Genomic DNA, 19,891 nt, shown 5'->3' with positions numbered 1-19,891 from the left:
ATCCGACCGTGCTGGTGTGGATCAACGGACCGTTCGGCGGCGGCAAGACGCAGACCGCGCACGAGCTGGTGCGCCGGCTGCCCGGGGCGGTGGTGTGCGATCCCGAGCACCTCGGGTTCGGGCTCCACCGGATGCTGCCGCCCGGGCTGCGCGGCGACTTCCAGGACCTTCCCGCCTGGCGGCACGGCACCGTCGAGATGCTCGACCTCGCCGCCCGCCGCCACCCCGGCACGGTGGTCGTCCCGATGACCGTCACCGACGCCCGGTACTTCGCCGAGACCGTCGGACGCCTGCGCGAACTCGGCCACGACGTGCGGCACTTCACCCTGCTCGCGGACCGCGCCACCGTGCTGCGCCGGCTCACCGAACGCGACCCCGTCCACCGCCTGCGCCGCCTCGCCGGGCGGACCGGACCGCCCCGCCGGGAGAGCTTCGCCGTCCGCCGCCTGGACGACTGCCTGGCCCGGCTGGCCGGTCCCGAGTTCGCCGCCCACCTGACCACCGACCACCTGAGCGTCCGCCAGGTCACCGAGCGCATCGCCGACCTGGCCGGACTCCACCTCGGGCCCGACACCGACACCGCCCTGCGGGCGAGTCTGCGCCGGGCCCGGGTGAAGATCCGTCACATCCGCTTCGACTGAGCGCCCGAAGGCGGTCGTCGCCGACCCGCGGCGGGGGTCAGCCGAGCTTCCACTGCTGGTTGCTCTGCCCGTTGCAGGCCCACAGCTGGACCTGGGCGCCGTTCGCCGTGGACGCCCCGGAGACGTCCAGGCAGAGTCCGGACTGGGCACTGGTGACGGTGCCGTTGGCGTTCCGGTTCCACTGCTGGTTGGACTGCCCGTTGCAGGGCCAGACGATCGCCTTGGTGCCGTTGGCGGTCCCCTTGTTGCTGGCGTCCAGGCACAGTTGGCTGCTGCCGGAGTACACCGTCAGCTGGCCGGAGGAGGTGGCGGTCCAGGTCTGGTTCGCGGCCCCGGAGCAGGAGTAGATCTGGAGCTGGGTGCCGCCGGTGGTGCTGGAGTTGGGCACGTCCAGGCACTTCCCGGCGCCGACGGCGTGCAGCGGGCCGGTGCTGGAGCCGCCCGCGCCGGTGCTGTAGCCGGCGGCCGCGATGTTGGCCTGGACGGCGTTGTCGGTGGCGTCGGACGGGTAGCCGCTGACCACGGCGCCCTCGTAGAAGGTGCCGAGACTCTGGTTGGTGTTGCCGTTGCAGCAGTCGCCGCCGCTGCCCAGGATGATCGCGCCCTGCTGCTTCATCGGGCTGTAGCCGGGCGGGAGGGCGCCGTTCCACAGGGTCGTGAGCCCGCCGGACTGGGCGTCACCGCCCTTGAGCGCGAACTGCGAGACGCCGTTGTTCTTCAGCATCGCGGTGACGTAGCGGCTGTTGAAGGCCCGCTGGTTCTGGTTCCAGGACTGGCTGCCGCCGGAGTACAGGCCGTACTCGAGGTCGGCCTGCACCCACGGACCGGTCCCCGAGCAGCCGCCGAACCAGCAGCTGGTCCCGAAGTAGATGGCGTTCATGGCGCCCGCACCGTCCGCCTTGCGGTCCGTCTCGCTGTTCCCGTAGTCGAAGCAGCAGCCGCTGTTGACGTGGGTGCCGCTGGTCACCATGTACGCGCCCTGCGGGGCGCTGCCGAGCGGCATGCCGGAGGAGGACCCGTCGTGCCAGTAGCTGTTGCCGGGGTTGATGTAGAGCGAGTACGCCTTGGCGCCGCCGAGCGCGAGGGCCTCGCTGGTGGCGCTGGCCGGCGTGTCGCTGCCGCCGGCGCCACCAGGTCCCTGGTAAGCGAGGTCGTTGCCGTGCCCGGACTGGTCGAAGACCACGGTGACCACGCACGAGGTGCCCGCGCAGAAGGCGTCCTGGGTGGCGGCGTTGGCGACGCCCCCGGGGCTGACCACGCCGACGTTCTGCGTCCTGCTGTCCGAGCCCCGGCGGACCTGGTAGAGCGCTCCGCCGTACCCCGAGTACAGCGCCCGGACCGTGGAGTGCGCGGCCGCACAGGGCGTCCCGCCCGCCGCGTAGAGGTCGCACGGGCCGGCGGTGGCGGCCCGCGCGGTTCCGGCGAGGGCTCCCGCGCCGGTGAGACTGCCGAGGATCAGCAGGATCGTGGCGGCCACGCGGATCAGCGGGCCGGCGGGGTGGTGGAACGACGGTGCGAGCCTCGCTCGTCGTTCCGGGCGTTGACTGTCACGCATCTTTCGGCTCCTCGGGTCTCGTCAGCTGGACGGGGTGAAGGTCCACTGCTGGTTCGGCTGGCCGTTGCAGGTCCACAGGTCGACCAGGGCGCCGTTGGCCGTGGACTTGGCGGTGACGTCGAGGCAGAGTCCGGACCCGGCGCTGGTGATGGTGCCGTCGGCGTTCACGTTCCACTGCTGGTTCGGCTGGTTGTTGCAGGTCCAGGTCTCGACCTTGGTGCCGGGCGAGGTCTGGCCGTTGTACGCGTCCAGGCACATCAGGGTGCCGCCGGTGACGACGGTCAACTGGCCGGAGGGCGTGCGGGTCCAGGTCTGGTTCGGCTGGCCGTTGCAGTCCCAGATGATCAGCTGGGTGCCCGGGGTGGTGGTCGAGTTCGGCACGTCCAGGCACTTGTTCGCACCCACCGCGTGCACCGGCCCGGCCTGGTTCGTCCCGCCGGCGGCACCGCCCGCGACCCGGAGCATGGTGGTGCCGTGGGCCGGCACCGAGGCGCTGATGGCGCCCGTGGTCGTCGAGGTCGCCCCGGACCACAGGTCGGTGAGGCCGTAGCTGGAGGCCCCGCTCTTCCCGATCGCGGCGGCGGAGGTGCTGATGGTGGCGGTCGACCCGGTCTCGTTGAACAGGGCCACCGAGACGTCGCCGTTCGCGAGCGGCTTGGCCAGCACGTCGAGACCGCCCGCGGAGGAGACCAGGGTGCCCTGCTTGCCGAGCGGGTCCTGGTCCACCGCGATCACCCGGGAGTTGGTGAGCGTGGCCAGGGTGGCCGGGGTGGCCGAGGCGATGTTGGTGCCGGCGATCAGCGGGGCCGCCATCTCCGCCCACAGGCTGAACTCCGAGCGGCTCTCGGTGTCGGTGAGCGGACCGTTGCCGACCTCCAGCATGTCCGGGTCGTTCCAGTGTCCGGGCCCGGCGTAGGCGGCCAGGTTCACGTTGCTGTGGAAGATCGACAGCATGCTGGAGAAACTGGCGTTGATGTCACCGGTGGTGCGCCAGCTGTTGCCGACGCCGGCGCCCCAGGTCCACACGGCGTCCTCGCCCCAGTTGCACAGGCTGAACAGGATGGGCCGGCCGGTCGCCGCCAGGGCGTCGCGCATCGTGGTGTACCGGGTCTGGGCGGGCGCCTTGGTGCCGTTGGGACAGGAGTTCAGCGCGCAGCCGGGCCCCGCGTAGCAGTTGTCGTACTTCAGGTAGTCCACGCCCCACGCGGCGAAGGTCTGCGCGTCGGTGGTCTCGTGCCCGAGGCTGCCGGGGAAGCCGGCGCAGGTCTGCAGTCCGGCGTCCTCGTAGATGCCCAGTTTCAACCCCAGCGAGTGGACGTAGTCGGCGGTTCCCTTGATCCCGTCCGGGAACTTGCTCGGATCGGGGACCAGGCGCCCGTCGGACCCCCGGGTGCGGGTCATCCAGCAGTCGTCGATGTTGACGTACGTGTAGCCGGCGCTCTGCATGCCGTTGTTGTGCATGGCCAGCGCGGTGCTCTTGATCAGCGACTCGGAGACGTTGCAGCCGTAGGCGTTCCAGTCGTTGAAGCCCATCGGCGGAGTGGTGGCCAGACCGTTGCCCAGCGCGGCGGCCGGGGTGGCCGCGCTCAGGGAGAGCAGCGGAATCGCGAGGGACAGCAGTAAGGCGGAGAGCACGCCGGCCAGCGTCCTCCGCAGCCGGGTGCGCGGCGACGGCCGGGGGACGCGCGGGTTCGCGTGGAGCATGGATCGCCTCCTGGTGAGACTAGTTGTGGGCATGACAAACGTGCGCCGATGGCCTGCCCGGCGGCGGTGGGGGCGGGGATTCGGAAAAGGTCGCCCGATCGGGCGGCGAAAGGCGCCGTGCGAAGGACCGGAGGACGGTGCGCCGAATTCCGGAGCGGCTTTCCCGGAATTTCGGGACGGCGAATCGCTTCCGGCTTCGCGGCTCTGCCTCGTGGGCGCCGCAGGGGTCGGCGGTCGTTGGTGGAGCTCGGGTCGGGCGGGCCGGCCTCCCTGTCCGGCGGTGGTTCCGGCGGCCGACTGTTAGCGCTAACAATCGGCGGTAAAAAAGATCACCGGAGTGAATGCCCCCGGCGTCGGCCAAAGGGAGCTTCCAATACCCCGAACGTGGTGTCAACCCTTCTTTCCATCATGCGTTCCGCCGGGCGGTCGGCCGCTCCGGCGGGGCACGACGACCCCGCCCGGCCGCCGCCGCGCGCGGGACACCCCCTCCCGGCGGGGTGGCGTGGCGCGGGGCAGGGGGTGCGGGCTGCGAGAATGGGCGGCGATCTTCGTACCTGAGTACTTGTGTGCGTGGCCCTGCCGCGTACCGGCTGACACCCAGTGAGGTTGCCTTGTCCAAGGTCAAGCTGAGCACCAATCACGGCGACATCGTGATCCGCCTCGACGCCGAGAAGGCCCCGGCGTCGGTGGCGAACTTCCTGCAGTACGTGACGGACGGGTTCTACAACGGGACCGTCTTCCACCGCGTGATCGACAACTTCATGGTGCAGGGCGGCGGCATGGAGCCCGGCCTGAAGCGCAAGGAGACCCGGGCGCCGATCCAGAACGAGGCCGACAACGGGCTGAAGAACACCAAGTACACGGTGGCGATGGCCCGCACCTCGGACCCGCACTCGGCGACCGCGCAGTTCTTCATCAACGTGGCGGACAACGAGTTCCTCAACCACAGCGGCAAGAACCCGCAGGGCTGGGGTTACGCGGTGTTCGGCGAGGTGGTCGAGGGCCAGGCGGTGGTCGACGAGATCAAGGCGGTGCGCACCGGTTCGCACCACGGCCACGCCGACGTGCCCAAGGAGGACGTGGTGCTGGTGAGCGCCGAGGTCGTCGAGCCGTAGGCAGCGCGGCCCCGGCCCCGACGGACGGGGGCCGGGGCCGACGGGGTGTCAGAGCGCCGTGTCCAGCGGCAGCTCGCCGCAGTGCGGCCCCACCAGGACGGTGAACGGGCCGGGCTCGGTGCGCCAGGCGTGCTCCTCGACCGACCAGTGCTGCAGGGCGCGGGCCGGCACCCGCAGCTCGACGGTGACCTCCCGGCCGGGCTCGGCTTCGGCGTGCCCGTACGCGGCCAGCCAGCGCACCGGACGGTCGACGGCCGAGGACGGGCGGGCCAGGTACAGCTGCACCGTCTCCCGGGAGCGGCGCGGCCCGTCGTTGCGCAGCGTCACCCGGACGGTGCGCGAGCCGTCCGCGCCGGGGGCCGAGGGCGCGTCGACGGCCAGGTACCGCCAGTCGCCCCAGCCCAGGCCGTGGCCGAACCAGTACGCGGGGGTGCGGCCGGAGCGCAGCCAGCCGCGGTGGCCGACGTGCAGGCCCTCGGCGTAGTCGAGGCGGCCGTCCTGCGGGGCGGTGGCGTAGACGGGGCAGTCGTCGGCGGCGTCCGGCCAGGTGGTGGGCAGCCGCCCGCCCGGCTCGGTGCGGCCGAGCAGCACGTCGGCGAGCGCGTGGCCGCCCTCCTGCCCGGGGAACCAGCAGGTGAGCACGGCGCCGACCTGCTCCCGCCAGGGCAGCAGCACGGGGCTGCCGGTGTTCACCACGACCACGGTGCGCGGGTTGACGGCGGCCACCGCCGCCACCAACTCGTCCTGCGCGCCGGGGAGTCGGAGGCCGATCCGGTCGAAGCCCTCGCTCTCGTGCTCGTCGGTGGTGCCGACCACCACCACCGCGACGTCCGCTCCGCGGGCCAGTTCGACGGCGTGCGCGAACTCCCGCTCCAGCTCCGCGGCCGGCGGGTCCGCGGCCAGCACCAGCACCCGCCCGTGCGCCGCCTCCACGGTGCGCCGGGCCAGCAGCTCCACCGTCCGACCGGCCGTCAACTCCAGCTCCACCTGCCGGAACGAGGGGCTGACGTGCAGGTACGTCGGGTCGTCGGACAGCGGTGCCACGTACTCGTCGAGCAGCACCTCGCCGTCCGCCTCCAGGCGCAGCGCGCCGAGGCCCACCACGCCGAGCCGCCAGCGGCCGGCCCGCGGCGCGGTGAACCGGGTGGCCACCTCGATGGTGCGCACGGGGGACAGGTCGATCTCCGCGGAGGGCTCCAGCACCCGCCCGGTGAGCCGGGGTTCGGCGTGCACCGGGGAGCCGTCGGCAGCCAGGTAGCGGACCAGCACGCCCGGGCCGGAGCCGTCCGGGAGGGTGCAGTCGGCGGCGGCCAGCGGCGTCGGGCGCAGTCCGGTGCGCACCCCGGGGGCGTGGTCGACGGCGACGCCGGGACCGAGTGCGGCGCGCAGGCCGGCCAGCGGGGACACCGGCGCGGCGGGGAAGACCGAGGCGCTGCCGCCGCCCTGCACCCGGGCGGTGGCGGCGTTCGGGCCGAGCACGGCGACCCGGCGCAGCGCCGGCCCGTCGAGGGGGAGCAGCCGCGTCGGGTTGTGCAGCAGGACGGTGCCGGCCGCGGCCGCCGCGCGCAGTGCGGCGCGGGTGGCGCCGTCGGTGGGCACGGGCGCCCGGACGGGCGGCGGCGGGTCGAAGGCGCCGACCCGGCCGGCCAGCCGCAGCAGCCGCTCCACCTTGTCCTCCAGCGCGGCGAGCGGGACCCGCCCCGCCCGCACCGCGGCGGCCAGCGCCGGTCCCCAGGCCGGGTTGGGGCCGGGCATCGACAGGTCGCAGGCGCCCGCGCCGGGCCCGTCGGCGGAGTGCACCGCCCCCCAGTCGGAGACCACCAGTCCGTCGAAGCCCCACTCGCCCTTCAACGGCTCGGCCAGCAGCGGGTGTTCGACCATCGAGGTGCCGTTGACCCGGTTGTAGGCGGACATCACCGCCCACACCCCGGCCCGCACCGCCGCCTCGAACGGCGCCAGGTACACCTCGCGCAGCGTCCGCTCGTCCACCCGGGCGTCCACGGTGAGCCGCTCGGTCTCCGAGTCGTTGGCCACGTAGTGTTTGGCGGCGGCGGCCACCCCGCCGGCCTGCAGGCCGGTGATGTAGGCCGCGCCGATCCGCCCGGTGAGCAGCGGATCCTCCGAGAAGCACTCGAAGTTGCGGCCGCCGAGCGGCGAGCGGTGCAGGTTGAGGGTCGGCGCGAGCAGCAGGTGCACCCCCTTGCGGCGGGCCTCGGAAGCCAGCAACTCGCCCATGCGGGTGACGAGTCGCTCGTCCCAGCCGGCGGCCAGCGCGGTCGCGCAGGGCAGCAGCAGCGCGGTGTCGGTCTCGTCCCAGCGCTCGCCCCGCACCCCGACCGGCCCGTCCGAGCAGACGACGGGGTACAGGCCGAGCGCGGGCTCGCCGCTGGTGCGGAAGGTGTCGCCGCCGGAGACCAGCCGCGCCTTGCCCTCCAGGTCGAGCAGGTCGGCGGGGGGAGCCGCCGACTCGCCGGCGGAGGAGGTCAGTTGGGGTGCCATGGAAGGCGTGGTCCTCTCGTGGAGTGTGCCCCGGCGGGCCGGCCGGGCGGGGAGCGGGGAGGCGGCCGGGCCGGAGCGGCGGCGTCAGCCCTTCGTGGCGCCCTGCATGATGCCGTCGATGATCTGACGCCCCATCAGCAGGAACGCGACCACCACGGGGGCGCTGGCGACCAGCGCGCCGGTGAGCACCAGCGAGTAGTCCTTGATGTAGCCGCTGGCCAGCTCGGAGAGGGTCAGCTGCACGGTCGGGTTCTGCTGGGTCATCACCACCTTCGGCCAGTAGAAGTCGTTCCAGGCGGCCATGAAGGTGAGCATGCCGAGCACGCTCATCGCCGGCCGGGCGGCGGGCAGCACCACGTGCCAGGCCAGGCCCCAGGTGGAGCAGCCGTCCATCCGGCCCGCGTCCAGCAGTTCGTCGGGCACCGCGGTGATCAGGTACTGGCGCATGAAGAACAGGCCGAAGGCGTTGGCGGCGGCGGGCACGATCAGTGCCTGCAGGTGGTCCGCCCAGTGGAACCAGTTGGCCATCATGATGTACAGCGGGATGATGCCCAGCTGGGTGGGCACCATCATGGTGCCCACCACCGAGGCGAGCAGCGGACTGCGGCCGCGGAACGGCAGCTTGGCGAACGCGAACCCGCCGAGGGTGCTGGTCAGCACCACGCTGACGGTCACGGTGGACGCGACGATCAGCGAGTTCACCATGGCCAGGCGCAGATCGGTCTGCGCGAACACCTGGGTGACGTTGTGCCACAGCCGTGCGCCGGGCAGCAGCACCGGCGGCATCCGGTGGATCTCGGTGTTGGTGCGGGAGGCCGCGACCAGCGTCCAGTACAGCGGGAACAGCGACAGCAGCACGGCCACGCCCAGCACCGCGTAGACCCCGCGCCCGGCGGTCAGTTGACGGGTGGCACGGGTACGACGACCGGTCATTCGACACCTCGCATCCGGCGCGCGGCCAGGAAGTTGACGGCCGCGACGAGCACGATCAGCAGGAACATCGCCCATGAGATCGCCGCGCCGTAGCCGTACTTGAAGCGGCCCCAGAACTGGTTGTAGGAGTACAGCGCCAGGGTCTGGAACTGGTGCTGGGAGCCGCCGGTGGTCGGGTCCTGCTGCTGGCTGAACAGCATCGGCTCGCCGAACAGCTGCAGCGCGCCGATGGTGGAGACGATCACCGTGAACAGGATGGTGGGGCGCAGCATCGGGACGGTGATGGAGCGGAACTGCCGCCAGCGGCTCGCCCCGTCCAGCGCCGCGGCCTCGTACAGCTCGAACGGGACGGACTGCATCGCGGCCAGGTACAGCAGGGCGTTGTAGCCCGTCCAGCGCCAGGTGACGATGACGGCGATGGCGGTCCAGGAGGACAGCGTGCCGGCCTGCCAGTCGAGGTGCTCGACGCCGACCAGCGACAGCGCCCAGTTGATCATGCCGAAGTCACGGCCGAAGAGCTGGACGAAGATCAGCGTCACGGCGGCCACCGAGGTCACGTTCGGCAGCAGCACGCCGAGCCGCAGCAGGGTGCGGCCGCGCATCCGGTAGTTGAGCAGGTGCGCCAGGCCGAGCGCGAGCAGCAGTTGCGGGACGGTGGCGAGGACGCCGATGCCGAGGGTGTTCTTGACGGCGTTCCAGAAGAACGGGTCGTCCAGCAGCTTGCGGTAGTTCTCCAGGCCGACCCAGTCGGCGGAGCTGCCGGCCCGGTCGGCCCGCCAGCCGGTGAAGGAGACGTAGCCGGTGTACAGCATCGGGAACAGGCCGAAGACGCCGAAGACCAGGAAGAACGGGGACAGGTAGAGGTACGGGGAGGCCGCCCGGTCGAGGCGGTGCCACAGGTGGCTTCGGGTGGGGCGGGACGGGGCGCGGGCGCCCGGGGCGGCGGCGGTGGAGGCGGCCATGGGAGCTCCCAGGGGCAGGGCGGAGGAGGGGCGGGTGGGGCGCGGTGCCGGTGCGGCGTCAGGTACGCACCGGCACCGCGGTACGGGGGCCGGGGTCAGCCGACGATGTTGTCGATGTCCTTGAGGGCCTGCTTCCAGGCGCCGTCCGCGTCGGTCTTGCCCTGCTCGACCGCGGTCAGCGCGTTGCCGAGGGCGGTGCCGATCTCCGCGCCGTGCGCGCCCAGCGGCTGCGGGTTCAGGTCGCGCGCCGACTGGGAGAAGATCTTGCCGGTGGGGGCGTTGTTGAACAGCGGGTCGGTGTGCTCGGCGATGTCGGGCTGGGTCCACAGCGCCTGGTCGGAGGGGAAGTAGCCCTTGTCCTTGAAGAGCTTGGCCTCCTGCTCCGGGGCGGTCAGCCACTTGGCGAGCTCGGCGGCGGCCTTGGTGTGCTTGCCGGACTTCGGCACCGTCAGGTACGAGCCGCCCCAGTTGCCGCCGCCGCCCGGGACCCGGGTCAGGTCCCACTTCCCGCCGTCGGCGGGCGGGTTGCCCTTGAACTCGTAGCTCATCCAGGCCGGGCAGGCCACGGTGGCGAACTGGCTCTTCTGGAACCCGGTGTCCCAGGCCGGGGTGAACGCCTGGATGCCCGCCGACTCGCCGTCCTTGATCGCGCCGGCCACCAGGTCGAAGGACTGCTTCACGGCCGGGTTCTCGGTCACCACGACCTTGCCGGAGGCGTCGTAGAAGCCCACGGGGGCCTGCGCGACCACCGCGCTGAACAGGTTGCCGCCGCTGTCGAACCAGCGGACGTCCTTGTTCGGGCTGTTGGCCAGGAACTGCTTGCCCGCGGTCAGGTAGGACGGCCAGTCCTTCATCAGCGCCGCGACCTGCTCGCGGTCGGTGGGCAGGCCCGCGGCCTTGAACAGGTCGGAGCGGTAGCACAGCGCCATGCCGCCCATGTCGGTGCCCAGGCCGAACAGCGCCTTGCCGTCCGCGCTGGAGGCGGGCGCGGTCTTCGACGGCACCCACTGGTCCTTGGAGACGCCGTAGTCCAGGAAGTTGAGGAACTTGCCGGCGTCCGGCTGGAAGCCGGCGACCTGCCCGATCTCGATCGCCTCGACGTCGGCGGTGCCCGAGCCGGCCAGCAGGTGGGCGTGCAGGTTCTGGTGGTGCGCGCCCAGGTCGGCGCGGTTCTCCTTGACGGTGATGTTCGGGTGCAGCTGCTCGTACTGCTTGTACAGGTCCGCGTAGCCGAAGTCGGAGAACAGGTTCACGGTCAGGGTGATCTTGGCGTCGGGCGCGTCCTCGGCGGAGGATCCGCCGCCGCTGGAGCAGGCGGTCAGGGCCAGCACCAGCAGCGCGGCGCCGGCGAGCAGGCGGCCTCTCGGGCCGGTGCGGGGCAGGGAAACGGGCATGGATCGGCTCCTCGCGGGGGATGGCTGTGGGGCACCGGGCAGCGCATTCTTGGAGAGCGCTCTCCCGGGGCGGCAACCGGAGCTTGGCCGCTCCGGCGACCTCCCGTCAAGGGGTTGGACTGGAGAACATCCTTGTATCCCTGGGTGTTTGGGGAAGTTTCGACAACGAACCAGTAGTCGCATCTCTTGACACGGATGAAACAACGGGGCAACCATCACTGGCGAGTGAGAGAGCGCTCTCCCTGATCCGGGCACCGGCCCTCGACGGTGCCGCCCCCACCCCACCCGATCGGGAGCCCCGATGCCCGCACCACCCCCGGCCCGCGCACCACGCCCCGCCGCGTCCCCCACCCGCGCCCTGGCCGCGGCCCTCGCCGCCGCGCTGGTCGCGGCCCTGGTCCTGCTGCTGCCCGCCACCCGCGCCCAGGCCGCGCCCGTCCTGCTCTCCCAGGGCAGGACGGCGACCGCGTCCAGCACCGAGAACTACGGCACCCCCGCGTCCAACGCCGTCGACGGCAACACCGGAACCCGCTGGTCCTCGGCGAATTCCGACCCGCAGTGGCTGCAGGTCGACCTCGGCGCGCCCGCCGCGCTCAGCTCGGTCACCCTGCAGTGGGAGGCCGCGTACGCGAAGGGCTACCAGATCCAGCTGTCCACCGACGGCGCGAACTGGACCACCGCCTACTCCACCACCACCGGCGCCGGCGGCACCGAGAACGTGACCGTGACCGGCACCGCCCGCTACGTCCGGATGAACGGCACCGCCCGGGCCACCGGATACGGCTACTCGCTCTGGGAGTTCCAGGTCTACGGCGCCACCGGCGGCACCGACCCGGGGAGCTGCGGCACCGCCAACGCCGCCCAGGGCAGGACCGCCACCGCCTCCAGCACCGAGAACTACGGCACCCCGGCGTCCAACGCGGTCGACGGCGACGCCGGCACCCGCTGGTCCTCCGCCGCCGCCGACCCGCAGTGGCTGCAGGTCGACCTCGGCTCCGCGCAGGCCGTCTGCGGCACCGCCGTGAAGTGGGAGTCCGCGTACGCGAAGTCGTACCAGATCCAGCTGTCCACCGACGGCGCGAACTGGACCACCGCGTACTCCACCACCACCGGCGCGGGCGGCACCGAGACCCAGTCCTTCGCCGGCACCGCCCGCTACGTGCGCCTCAACGGCACCGTGCGCGCCACCGGATACGGCTACTCCGTCTGGGAGTTCCAGGTCTTCACCGGCAGCGGCGGCTCCACCGGCACGCCGACCACCCCGCCGCCGAGCACCACCCCGCCCGGCAACTGGACCACCGTGTTCAGCGACAACTTCGCGGGCGGCGCCGGCAGCGCCCCGAACAGCGCCAACTGGACCGTCCGGACCGGCACGGCGGAGCCCGGCGGCAGCGCCAACTGGGGCACCGGCGAGATCCAGACCGACACCGCCGCGAACGCGGTGATCGACGGCAACGGCCACCTCAACCTGACCGCGGTGCGCGACGGTTCGGGCAAGTGGACGTCCGGCCGGGTGGAGAGCGTCCGCGGCGACTTCGCCGCCCCCGCCGGCGGGCAGCTGCAGATCTCCGCGCAGATCAAGCAGCCCGGCGTCGCCGACGGCACCGGCTACTGGCCGTCGTTCCGCGCCATCGGCGCGAACGACCGCAGCGGCGGCTGGCCGGGCACCGGCGAGACCGACATCCTGGAGAACGTCAACGGCCGCAGCCAGACCTCCGCCACCCTGCACTGCGGGACGGCGCCCGGCGGCAACTGCAACGAGTACAACGGCATGACCAGCGGACTCGCCTCCTGCCCCGGCTGCCAGAGCGACTACCACACCTACAGCCAGATCATCGACCGCACCGTCAGCGACGAGCAGATCCGCTGGTACCTCGACGGACGGCAGATCTGGCAGGTCAACGAGTCCCAGGTCGGCACCGCCACCTGGCAGGCCGCCGTCGACCACGGTTTCAAGCTGCTGTTCAACCTCGGCATCGGCGGCTCCTTCCCGGACAGCGTGTGCGGCTGCACCACCCCGACCGCCGCCACCACCTCCGGCGGCGCGCTGTCGATCGGCACCGTCACCGTCTCCACCACCAGCGGCGCCGCGCCCGCCCCGCTCGCCGACCCGCCGGCCGCCACCGGCCGGAGCACCGTCAAGGTGACGGGCAGTCAGGGCAACTGGAAGCTGACCGTCAACGGCCAGCCCTACCAGCTGAAGGGCGTCACCTGGGGTCCCGCCCAGGCCACCGCCGACGCGCACATGCGCGACCTGAAGGCGATGGGCGTCAACACCGTCCGCACCTGGGGCACCGACGCCGGCAGCAAGCCGCTGCTGGACTCCGCCGCCGCGTACGGGCTGCGCGTGGTCAACGGCTTCTGGCTCAACCAGGGCGCCGACTACGTCAACGACACCGCCTACAAGACCAGCACCCTGGACAGCATCAAGCAGTGGGTGACCACCTACAAGGACCACCCCGGCACCCTGATGTGGGACGTCGGCAACGAGGTCATCCTCACCACCCAGGACCACGCCTACAACGGCGCCACCGTGGAACAGGAACGCGTCGCCTACGCCCAGTACGTCGAACAGGTCGTGCAGGCGATCCACGCCATCGACCCCGACCACCCGGTGACCTCCACCGACGCCTACACCGGCGCCTGGACGTACTACAAGCAGTACACCCCCAGCCTCGACCTGCTGGCCGTCAACTCCTACGGCGCGGTCTGCAACGTCAAGCAGGACTGGATCAGCGGCGGCTACACCAAGCCCTACATCGTCACCGAGTCCGGTGACGCGGGCGAGTGGGAGGTCCCGGGCGACGCCAACGGCGTCCCCACCCAGCCCACCGACACCCAGAAGCGCGACGGCTACACCTCCGCCTGGAACTGCATCGCCGGCCACACCGGGGTCTCGCTCGGCGCCACCATGTTCAACTACGGCACCGAGAACGACTTCGGCGGCACCTGGTTCAACTTGATCCCCGGCGGCTGGAAGCAGCCCGCCTACTACGCCGTCGCCAAGTCCTACGGCGGCAGCGCGCAGTCCGGCAACACCCCGCCGGTGACCGGCAGCGTCACGCTCAGCCGCACCGCGGACGTCCCGGCCGGCGGCGCCTTCACCGTCAGCGCCCCCGCCACCGACCCCGACGGCGACCTGGTCCGCTACCAGCTGTACTACAGCTCCAAGTACGTGGACGGCGGCACCGGCTTCAGCCAGGTCCGCTTCACCCAGACCGGCGACGGCCAGTTCACCGTCACCGCGCCGAAGACCCTCGGCGTCTGGAAGGTCTACGTCTACGCCTTCGACGGCCACGGCAACGTCGGCATCGAGTCCAGGTCCTTCCGGACCGTCGCCCCCACGCCCAGCGGCACCAACGTCGCCAAGGGCAGGCCCACCACCGCCTCCACCTACCAGGCCGTCGGCAACGGCGCGCCCTACCCGCCGACCAACGCCACCGACGGCAACTGGTCCACCCGGTGGGCCAGCGAATGGGCCGACCCGCAGTGGATCCAGGTCGACCTCGGCCAGGCCACCCAGTTCAAGCACGTCCAACTGGGCTGGGAGTCCGCCTACGGCAAGGCCTACCAGGTGCAGACCTCCAACGACGGCGCCAACTGGACCACCGTGTACACCCAGGCGGCCGGCACCGGCGGCATCGACGACGTCGACGTCAACGGCAACGGACGGTACGTCAGGGTCACCATCACCCAGCGCGGCACCGCCTACGGCGACTCGCTGTACGAGTTCGGCGTCTACGCCTGACGGCTCCTCAGCGAGGGGGCGTCCGGCCCGTGCCACCGGACCGGACGCCCCCCGCCCCCCACAGACCCCCGGTGCCGCCGCAGGGAGCGCGGCGGCACCGGGCCCCCACCCATCCGTTCCTCAGCAGGAGGTCCGATGAAACCCCGCTTCCTGTCCCGCGGCGCACCCCACCGCACCGCGCTCGCCGGCACCGTCGCCGCCGTGCTCGCGGCCGGCGCGCTGTCGGGCAGCGTCCTCACCCAGCAGGCCGCCGCGGCGGCCGACCCGCTGATCAGCCAGTCCAAGCCGGTCACCGCCTCGTCCGTGGAGAGCGCAAGCTTCCCCGCCGCGGCCGTCGCCGACAACAACCTCGCCACCCGCTGGGCCAGCGCGTGGAGCGACCCCCAGTGGATCCAGATCGACCTCGGCGGGCAGGCCACCGTCAGCCACGTCGAACTGGACTGGGAAGCCGCGTACGCCAGCGGCTACCAGCTCCAGAGCAGCACCGACGCCGTCAACTGGACCACGCTGTACAGCACCACCACCGCGACCGGCGGCACCCAGCAGCTCGACGTCAACGGCAGCGGACGCTACATCAGGCTCAACCTGACCAAGCGCGGCACCCAGTACGGCTACTCCGTCGAGGAGTTCAAGGTCTACGGGCAGGTGACCACCCCCGGCGACGGCTACATCCTCGCCAACCCGCAGGTCACCGGCGCCACCCCCGCCACCGGCAACCCGGCGCACGCCTACTTCCACGAGTTCCAGGCGAACTGCACCGCCACCCACGACCTCCCCGACGACCCGATCGTCTACCCCGGCAAGCCCGGCGCCTCCCACATGCACACCTTCATGGGCGCCACCAACACCAACGCCAACTCCACGCTCGCCTCGCTGCAGGCCTCCACCACCAGCTGCCTCGCCCCCGGCGACAAGTCCGGCTACTGGATGCCCACCATGTACGACGGCACCACCGCCGTCGACCCGGTCGGCCTGCAGACCATCTACTACAAGAGCGCCATCAACGACTACAGCGCCGTCCGGCCGTTCCCGCCCGGCCTGCGGTTCGTCGTCGCCAGCCCCAACGACAGCGCCACCGACTTCACCACCCACCCCGGGTACGTGGCCGGCTGGGAGTGCGGCAACAGCTACCGCACCTCCGACCTGCCGACCGAGTGCCCCGGCGGCGGCCAGATCAACATCCGCTTCCAGGCCCCCAGCTGCTGGAACGGCCTGTACCTGGACACCCCCGACCACAAGAGCCACATGGCCTACCCGATCGAGGGCGTCTGCCCGGCCGACCACCCGGTCGCGCTGCCGATGATCGAGTTCAAGATGGCGTTCCCCGCCAACCTGGACCACCTCGCCCAGCTCCACCTCGCCAGCGGACGGGGATTCTCCTTCCACTACGACTTCTTCAACGCCTGGGACGCGCCGACCCTGGCCGCCCTGGTGAACCACTGCATCGTCGGCGGTCTGCAGTGCAACGCCCGCGGGTACGACGAGACCCAACCCGCCAAGGGTGCCGCGCTCAACGAGCAGTACCTTCTGCCCTGAGCCACCACCCCCAGTAGCAGGACCGGCCCCGCCGCCAGGCCCCACCCGGCGGCGGGGCCGGCCCGCACCCCCACACCCGGAGGACCACCGATGAGGACCCGCCGCGCCGCCTCGCGCCTGCTGCTCCCGCTCCTGGCCGCCACCCTGGCCGGCTGCGGATCGGCCGCGCCGCCCCCGCCCGCCGCCGCGCCCCCGTCGGTCACCGCCGCCAGCAGCGCCCCCGACCGCCCGTCGGACGCCACCTCGATGATCTGCAACCCCTACTTCCGGCAGGAACTCGCCGGCGCCCTCGGCGTCGACATCGCCCAACCGCTCGCCCCCACCTGGGTCTCGCACGTCTACAGCTGCGACTACCGCTACCCCGACGGCACCATGACCCTGTCGGTGAAGGAACTGCCCGACCTCGCCACCGCCACCGCCCAGTACGAGGGACTGCGCGGCAGCGCCGGCCCGGTCACCGACCTGAACGGGCTCGGGCAGGCCGCCTACAGGCGCGCCGACGGCACCACCGTGGTCCGCAAGGACAGCTTCGTGCTCACCGTCGACGTCGCCAAGCTGCCCGAGACCTTCGGCAAGCCGGCGCGCAGCCGGGCCGACGCCGCCGTGATGACCGCGACCACCGTGATGATCTGCTGGGAGGAACACTCCTGATGCGCGGTGGTGCGAGCGGTGCGGCGGCCCGGCCCGGTGTCGAAGCGGTAACTTCCGCCCGACCTTCGGATTCGGTTGGGAGAGCGCTCTCCGACCGTGCTATAAAGGGCCCCATGAGCAGCGAAGCCCTCAAGCCGGCCGCCAACCGCTCCACCACCCTGGAGGACGTGGCCCGGGTCGCGGGCGTCTCCCGGGCCACCGTCTCCCGCGTCATCAACGGCGTCCGCAACGTCGACCCGGCCATCCAGGAAGCCGTCCGGCAGGCCATCGCCCGCACCGGCTACGTCCCCAACAGCGCGGCCCGCTCCCTGGTCACCCGCCGCACCGGCGCCCTCGCCCTGGTGATCTCCGGCAGCGATGCCGCCGAAGGCCCCGACAACCACGTCGGCGCGGAGATCTTCGCCGACCCGTTCTTCGGACGCGTCGTCAGCGGCGTCTTCACCGGCCTGCGCCCGCTCGACCTGCACCCCGTGCTGATGCTCGCCGACAGCGCCGACGCCCGCGACAAGGCCCTCACCTACCTGCGGCAGGGCAACGCCGACGGCGCGATGGTGGTCTCCACCCACAGCCGCGACCCGCTCCCCGCCCAACTGCTCGCCGCCGGCATCCCCACCGTCCTGTTCGGCCGCCCCCCGACGCCGCTCTCGCTGTCCTGCGTCGACCTCGACAACCGCGAGGGCGGCCGGCTCGCCGCCAGCCACCTGATCGCCCGCGACCGCCGGCGCGTCGCCGCGATCTCCGGCCCGCTCGGCGTCCGCGCCGCCCGCGACCGCCTGTCCGGCTTCCGGGAGGCCATGGGCGACTTCGGCATCCACCAGCTCCCGCACGTCGAAGGCGACTTCACCCGCGAGGACGGCGAACGCGCGATGGCCTCGCTGCTGCGCCGCTACCCGGACCTGGACGGCGTCTTCGCCGCCAACGACCTGATGGCCCAAGGCGCGCTCGCCGTCCTCGCCGACCACCAGCGCCGCACCCCCGAGGACGTCGCCGTGATCGGCTTCGACGACTCCTCCGCCGCGACCGCCGTCCGCCCCCACCTCACCACCGTGCGGCAGCCCGTCGAGGAGATGGCCGCCGAGATGACCCGCGTCCTGCTCGACCACCTCAACCGCCCCGGCCGGGCCGCCACCACCGTCCTCTTCGAACCGACGCTGATCGAGCGGCAGTCCGCATGAGCGGCCCCGACACCGGTGCGATCGCGTGGCCCACTTGCCTGCGGCGCGCTACCGCGCGGTGACCACGCGCGCGGACCTGATCGAGGCCGCACCCGGGATCGGCCACCCGTAGCCGGCCGGGACGCGATCCGGAGTCACGGCCGCCGGTCGGTCGCGGACCGGTGCCGGAGTGCGGCCTCCAGCCGGTCGCGGACCTCGGTCTGGGCAGCGATCCGCTCGTTGAGGACAGCCAGCCGGTCCAGGGCGACCCGCAGGCCCCTGTCCGAGGGCGGTGCGGCAGCGACATCGCCGTCCAGACAGGGCAGGAACACCTGCACGTCGTCGAGGGTGAGCCCGGCGGCCAGCAGGTGGCGGATATTGCGGACCCGCACCACCGTCCGTGCGTCGTACCCGCGGTAGCCGTTGGCGGCCCGCTCGGAGCGGATCAGTCCGGCCTGTTCGTAGTGCCGCAGCGCGCGCGGGCTCGCGCCGGTCGCCGCGGCCAGTTCGCCGATCCTCACCCGTCCCACCTCCGAGGCCACTCCTATCACGCCACGACCGCCCCGCCGTCGACCGGGAGCACGATCCCGGTGACGAACGACGCAGCCGGTGAGGCGAGTTCGGTGATGGCCCAGGCGACCTCCTCGGGCCGGCCGATCCGACCCAGCGGGGTGTGGGCCAGCTGCCATTCCCGTACTGCGGCCCGCCGTTCCGGCGTCAGGCCCTGGTGCTCGCCGATCGGGGTGTCGACGGCGCCGGGTGCCACGGCGACCACGCGGATGCCGCGGGGCGCCAGCTCGACCGCCCAGCTGCGGGTCAGCAGCTCCAGCGCGGTCTTGGTCGCCGCGTAGACCGAGCTGCCGGGCCAGGCCCGCTGCCCCACCGAGGTGCTCACATTGACGATCACCCCGCCGGTCGCCTCAAGCAGCGGCAGCGCGGCCTGGGCCAGCAGGACGGGTGCGATCAGATTGGTGGCGATCTGCGGAACGATCGTCTCGGGCGTGAGGACGCCGAGCGCACCGCTGCGCACGATGGCGGCGTTGTTGACCAGCACGTCCAACCGGCCGTGCCGCTCCCGAGCGGTGCGGACGATCCGCTCGGGCTCCCCCGCGCCGGTGACGTCCGCGACCAGCGGGGCGATCCGCTCGTGGCCGGCCGCGGTCTCGTGGAGCGGGTCGGCCCGCCGGCCGACGGCCAGCACGTGGGCACCCTCGGCCGCGAAGGCCCGGGCGGTGGCCCGGCCGATCCCGGTGCCGGCCCCGGTGACGACGACGGTCCTGCTGCTGTGCGGTGCGCTGCTGGTGTCCATACCGCGATCGTCCAACCCTGCCGCCAGTGGCAAGGTCAAGCGGCGCCCCTGGAGGTCCGCCCGCCGCACGGGTCCCGCTACTCGCACAGCTCCATGACGAACGCCTCGAAGCCGGGGAACTCCGCGCCCGCCGACTCGACGATCTCCAGCGGCGGACGGCGGCGTTCGGGCGCGAAGCGCTCCGCGACGGCCGTGCGGGTCCCGTCCGCCGGCAGGTCGGGGGAGCGGCGGTACTCGTCGGCCGCCTCGCCCGGGCCCAGTCCGCCCGCCAGCAGCCAGAGGAAATCGGCGAGATCCCGCGCCACCACCCCGGTCTCGCCCTCGGACCCGAGGAACACCACCGGCTGGTCCGCCAGCTCCCGCCCGTCCCGCACCAGCCAGAACGCCGCGTACCCACCCGTCCCGTCCTGCGCGAAGACCCGGAACTGACTCCCCGTCACCGCCGCGTTCCCCGTCCAGGCCCGGAACCACTCGGTGGTCTCCTCCGCCGTCAGGAACCCGTCGAAGGACTCCAGGTCGATCCCGTTGTCCTCCTCGTCGAACTCGAACGGCTCCGCCATGGCAGCAGCCAACGCCTCAGGAAGCGGCTGCGTCGCATCAATGTCCACCCGCCCCACCCTAGGCCCGCCCACCGTCAGTTCCGGCGGCGGGCGATCCAGCAGAGGCGCGATGCGGTGGTGGTCGGCGCCG

At 72.4% G+C, this 19,891-nt stretch carries 14 protein-coding genes and 2 pseudogenes; 7 read left to right on the top strand and 9 right to left on the bottom strand.

Annotation, left to right across the window (positions count from 1 at the left end):
• Positions 1-8 precede the first annotated feature (8 nt).
• The gene (locus BX266_RS01160; protein ID WP_099897063.1) at positions 9-641 is read left to right on the top strand and encodes an AAA family ATPase; all 633 of its coding nucleotides are present in this window, start codon (positions 9-11) and stop codon (positions 639-641) included.
• Positions 642-678: 37 nt separating this feature from the next.
• Here the strand turns inward: BX266_RS01160 and BX266_RS01155 are convergent, their stop codons facing one another.
• A complete protein-coding gene (locus tag BX266_RS01155; protein WP_099897062.1) occupies positions 679-2,196 on the bottom strand; it encodes an arabinofuranosidase catalytic domain-containing protein in 1,518 nt (505 codons plus the stop codon).
• Between the two features lie 21 nt (positions 2,197-2,217).
• Positions 2,218-3,900 carry an RICIN domain-containing protein gene (locus tag BX266_RS01150; protein ID WP_099897061.1) on the bottom strand — a complete coding sequence of 561 codons (1,683 nt, stop codon included), beginning with the start codon at positions 3,898-3,900 and terminating at the stop codon, positions 2,218-2,220.
• Between the two features lie 611 nt (positions 3,901-4,511).
• On the opposite strand from BX266_RS01150, the gene BX266_RS01140 reads away from it, so the two are divergent.
• Entirely contained in the window at positions 4,512-5,015 is a 504-nt protein-coding gene (locus BX266_RS01140) for a peptidylprolyl isomerase (RefSeq protein ID WP_099897059.1), read from the top strand.
• 48 nt (positions 5,016-5,063) lie between these two features.
• On the opposite strand, the gene BX266_RS01135 is transcribed toward BX266_RS01140, so the two are convergent.
• The 4 genes from BX266_RS01135 to BX266_RS01120 all read right to left on the bottom strand — a co-directional run bounded on the left by BX266_RS01135 (position 5,064) and on the right by BX266_RS01120 (position 10,803).
• Positions 5,064-7,514 carry a glycoside hydrolase family 3 C-terminal domain-containing protein gene (locus BX266_RS01135; RefSeq protein WP_099897058.1) on the bottom strand — a complete coding sequence of 817 codons (2,451 nt, stop codon included), beginning with the start codon at positions 7,512-7,514 and terminating at the stop codon, positions 5,064-5,066.
• 84 nt (positions 7,515-7,598) lie between these two features.
• Positions 7,599-8,447, bottom strand: a complete 849-nt coding sequence (locus BX266_RS01130) for a carbohydrate ABC transporter permease (protein ID WP_099897057.1) — start codon at positions 8,445-8,447, stop codon at positions 7,599-7,601.
• The gene (locus BX266_RS01125; protein ID WP_099897056.1) at positions 8,444-9,409 is read right to left on the bottom strand and encodes a carbohydrate ABC transporter permease; all 966 of its coding nucleotides are present in this window, start codon (positions 9,407-9,409) and stop codon (positions 8,444-8,446) included. The genes BX266_RS01130 and BX266_RS01125 overlap by 4 nt, the downstream gene beginning before the upstream one ends.
• A 95-nt stretch (positions 9,410-9,504) precedes the next feature.
• Positions 9,505-10,803 carry an ABC transporter substrate-binding protein gene (locus BX266_RS01120; RefSeq protein WP_099897055.1) on the bottom strand — a complete coding sequence of 433 codons (1,299 nt, stop codon included), beginning with the start codon at positions 10,801-10,803 and terminating at the stop codon, positions 9,505-9,507.
• A 301-nt stretch (positions 10,804-11,104) separates the two neighbouring features.
• Here BX266_RS01120 and BX266_RS01115 point away from each other — a divergent pair, with 301 nt between their 5' ends.
• From BX266_RS01115 to BX266_RS01100, 5 genes and pseudogenes are all read left to right on the top strand, one after another.
• Positions 11,105-14,551 carry a discoidin domain-containing protein gene (locus BX266_RS01115; protein WP_099897054.1) on the top strand — a complete coding sequence of 1,149 codons (3,447 nt, stop codon included), beginning with the start codon at positions 11,105-11,107 and terminating at the stop codon, positions 14,549-14,551.
• A 135-nt stretch (positions 14,552-14,686) separates the two neighbouring features.
• Positions 14,687-15,157 (top strand): annotated as a pseudogene (locus BX266_RS41100) (discoidin domain-containing protein); the annotation flags it as partial.
• 51 nt (positions 15,158-15,208) lie between these two features.
• Positions 15,209-16,087: pseudogene (locus BX266_RS41095) on the top strand (DUF1996 domain-containing protein); the annotation flags it as partial.
• Between the two features lie 90 nt (positions 16,088-16,177).
• A complete protein-coding gene (locus BX266_RS01105; protein ID WP_099897053.1) occupies positions 16,178-16,738 on the top strand; it encodes a hypothetical protein in 561 nt (186 codons plus the stop codon).
• Between the two features lie 113 nt (positions 16,739-16,851).
• Positions 16,852-17,913, top strand: a complete 1,062-nt coding sequence (locus BX266_RS01100; RefSeq protein ID WP_099897052.1) for a LacI family DNA-binding transcriptional regulator — start codon at positions 16,852-16,854, stop codon at positions 17,911-17,913.
• 134 nt (positions 17,914-18,047) lie between these two features.
• On the opposite strand, the gene BX266_RS01095 is transcribed toward BX266_RS01100, so the two are convergent.
• The 3 genes from BX266_RS01095 to BX266_RS01085 form a co-directional block, all read right to left on the bottom strand.
• Positions 18,048-18,413 (bottom strand): MerR family transcriptional regulator, encoded by a 366-nt coding sequence (locus tag BX266_RS01095; protein WP_099897051.1) that lies wholly within the window; start codon positions 18,411-18,413, stop codon positions 18,048-18,050.
• A gap of 26 nt (positions 18,414-18,439) precedes the next feature.
• Positions 18,440-19,201: an SDR family NAD(P)-dependent oxidoreductase gene (locus tag BX266_RS01090; protein ID WP_099897050.1), complete on the bottom strand. Its 762-nt coding sequence runs from the start codon at positions 19,199-19,201 to the stop codon at positions 18,440-18,442.
• Positions 19,202-19,278: 77 nt separating this feature from the next.
• A complete protein-coding gene (locus BX266_RS01085) occupies positions 19,279-19,761 on the bottom strand; it encodes an SMI1/KNR4 family protein (RefSeq protein WP_259464474.1) in 483 nt (160 codons plus the stop codon).
• Between the last annotated feature and the right edge of the window lie 130 nt (positions 19,762-19,891).

The organism is Streptomyces sp. TLI_171 (assembly GCF_003610255.1).
Lineage (GTDB): Bacteria > Actinomycetota > Actinomycetes > Streptomycetales > Streptomycetaceae > Kitasatospora.
The sequence above is the reverse complement of the archived record's forward strand: the minus strand, read 5'-3'. Positions and strand labels throughout refer to the sequence as shown.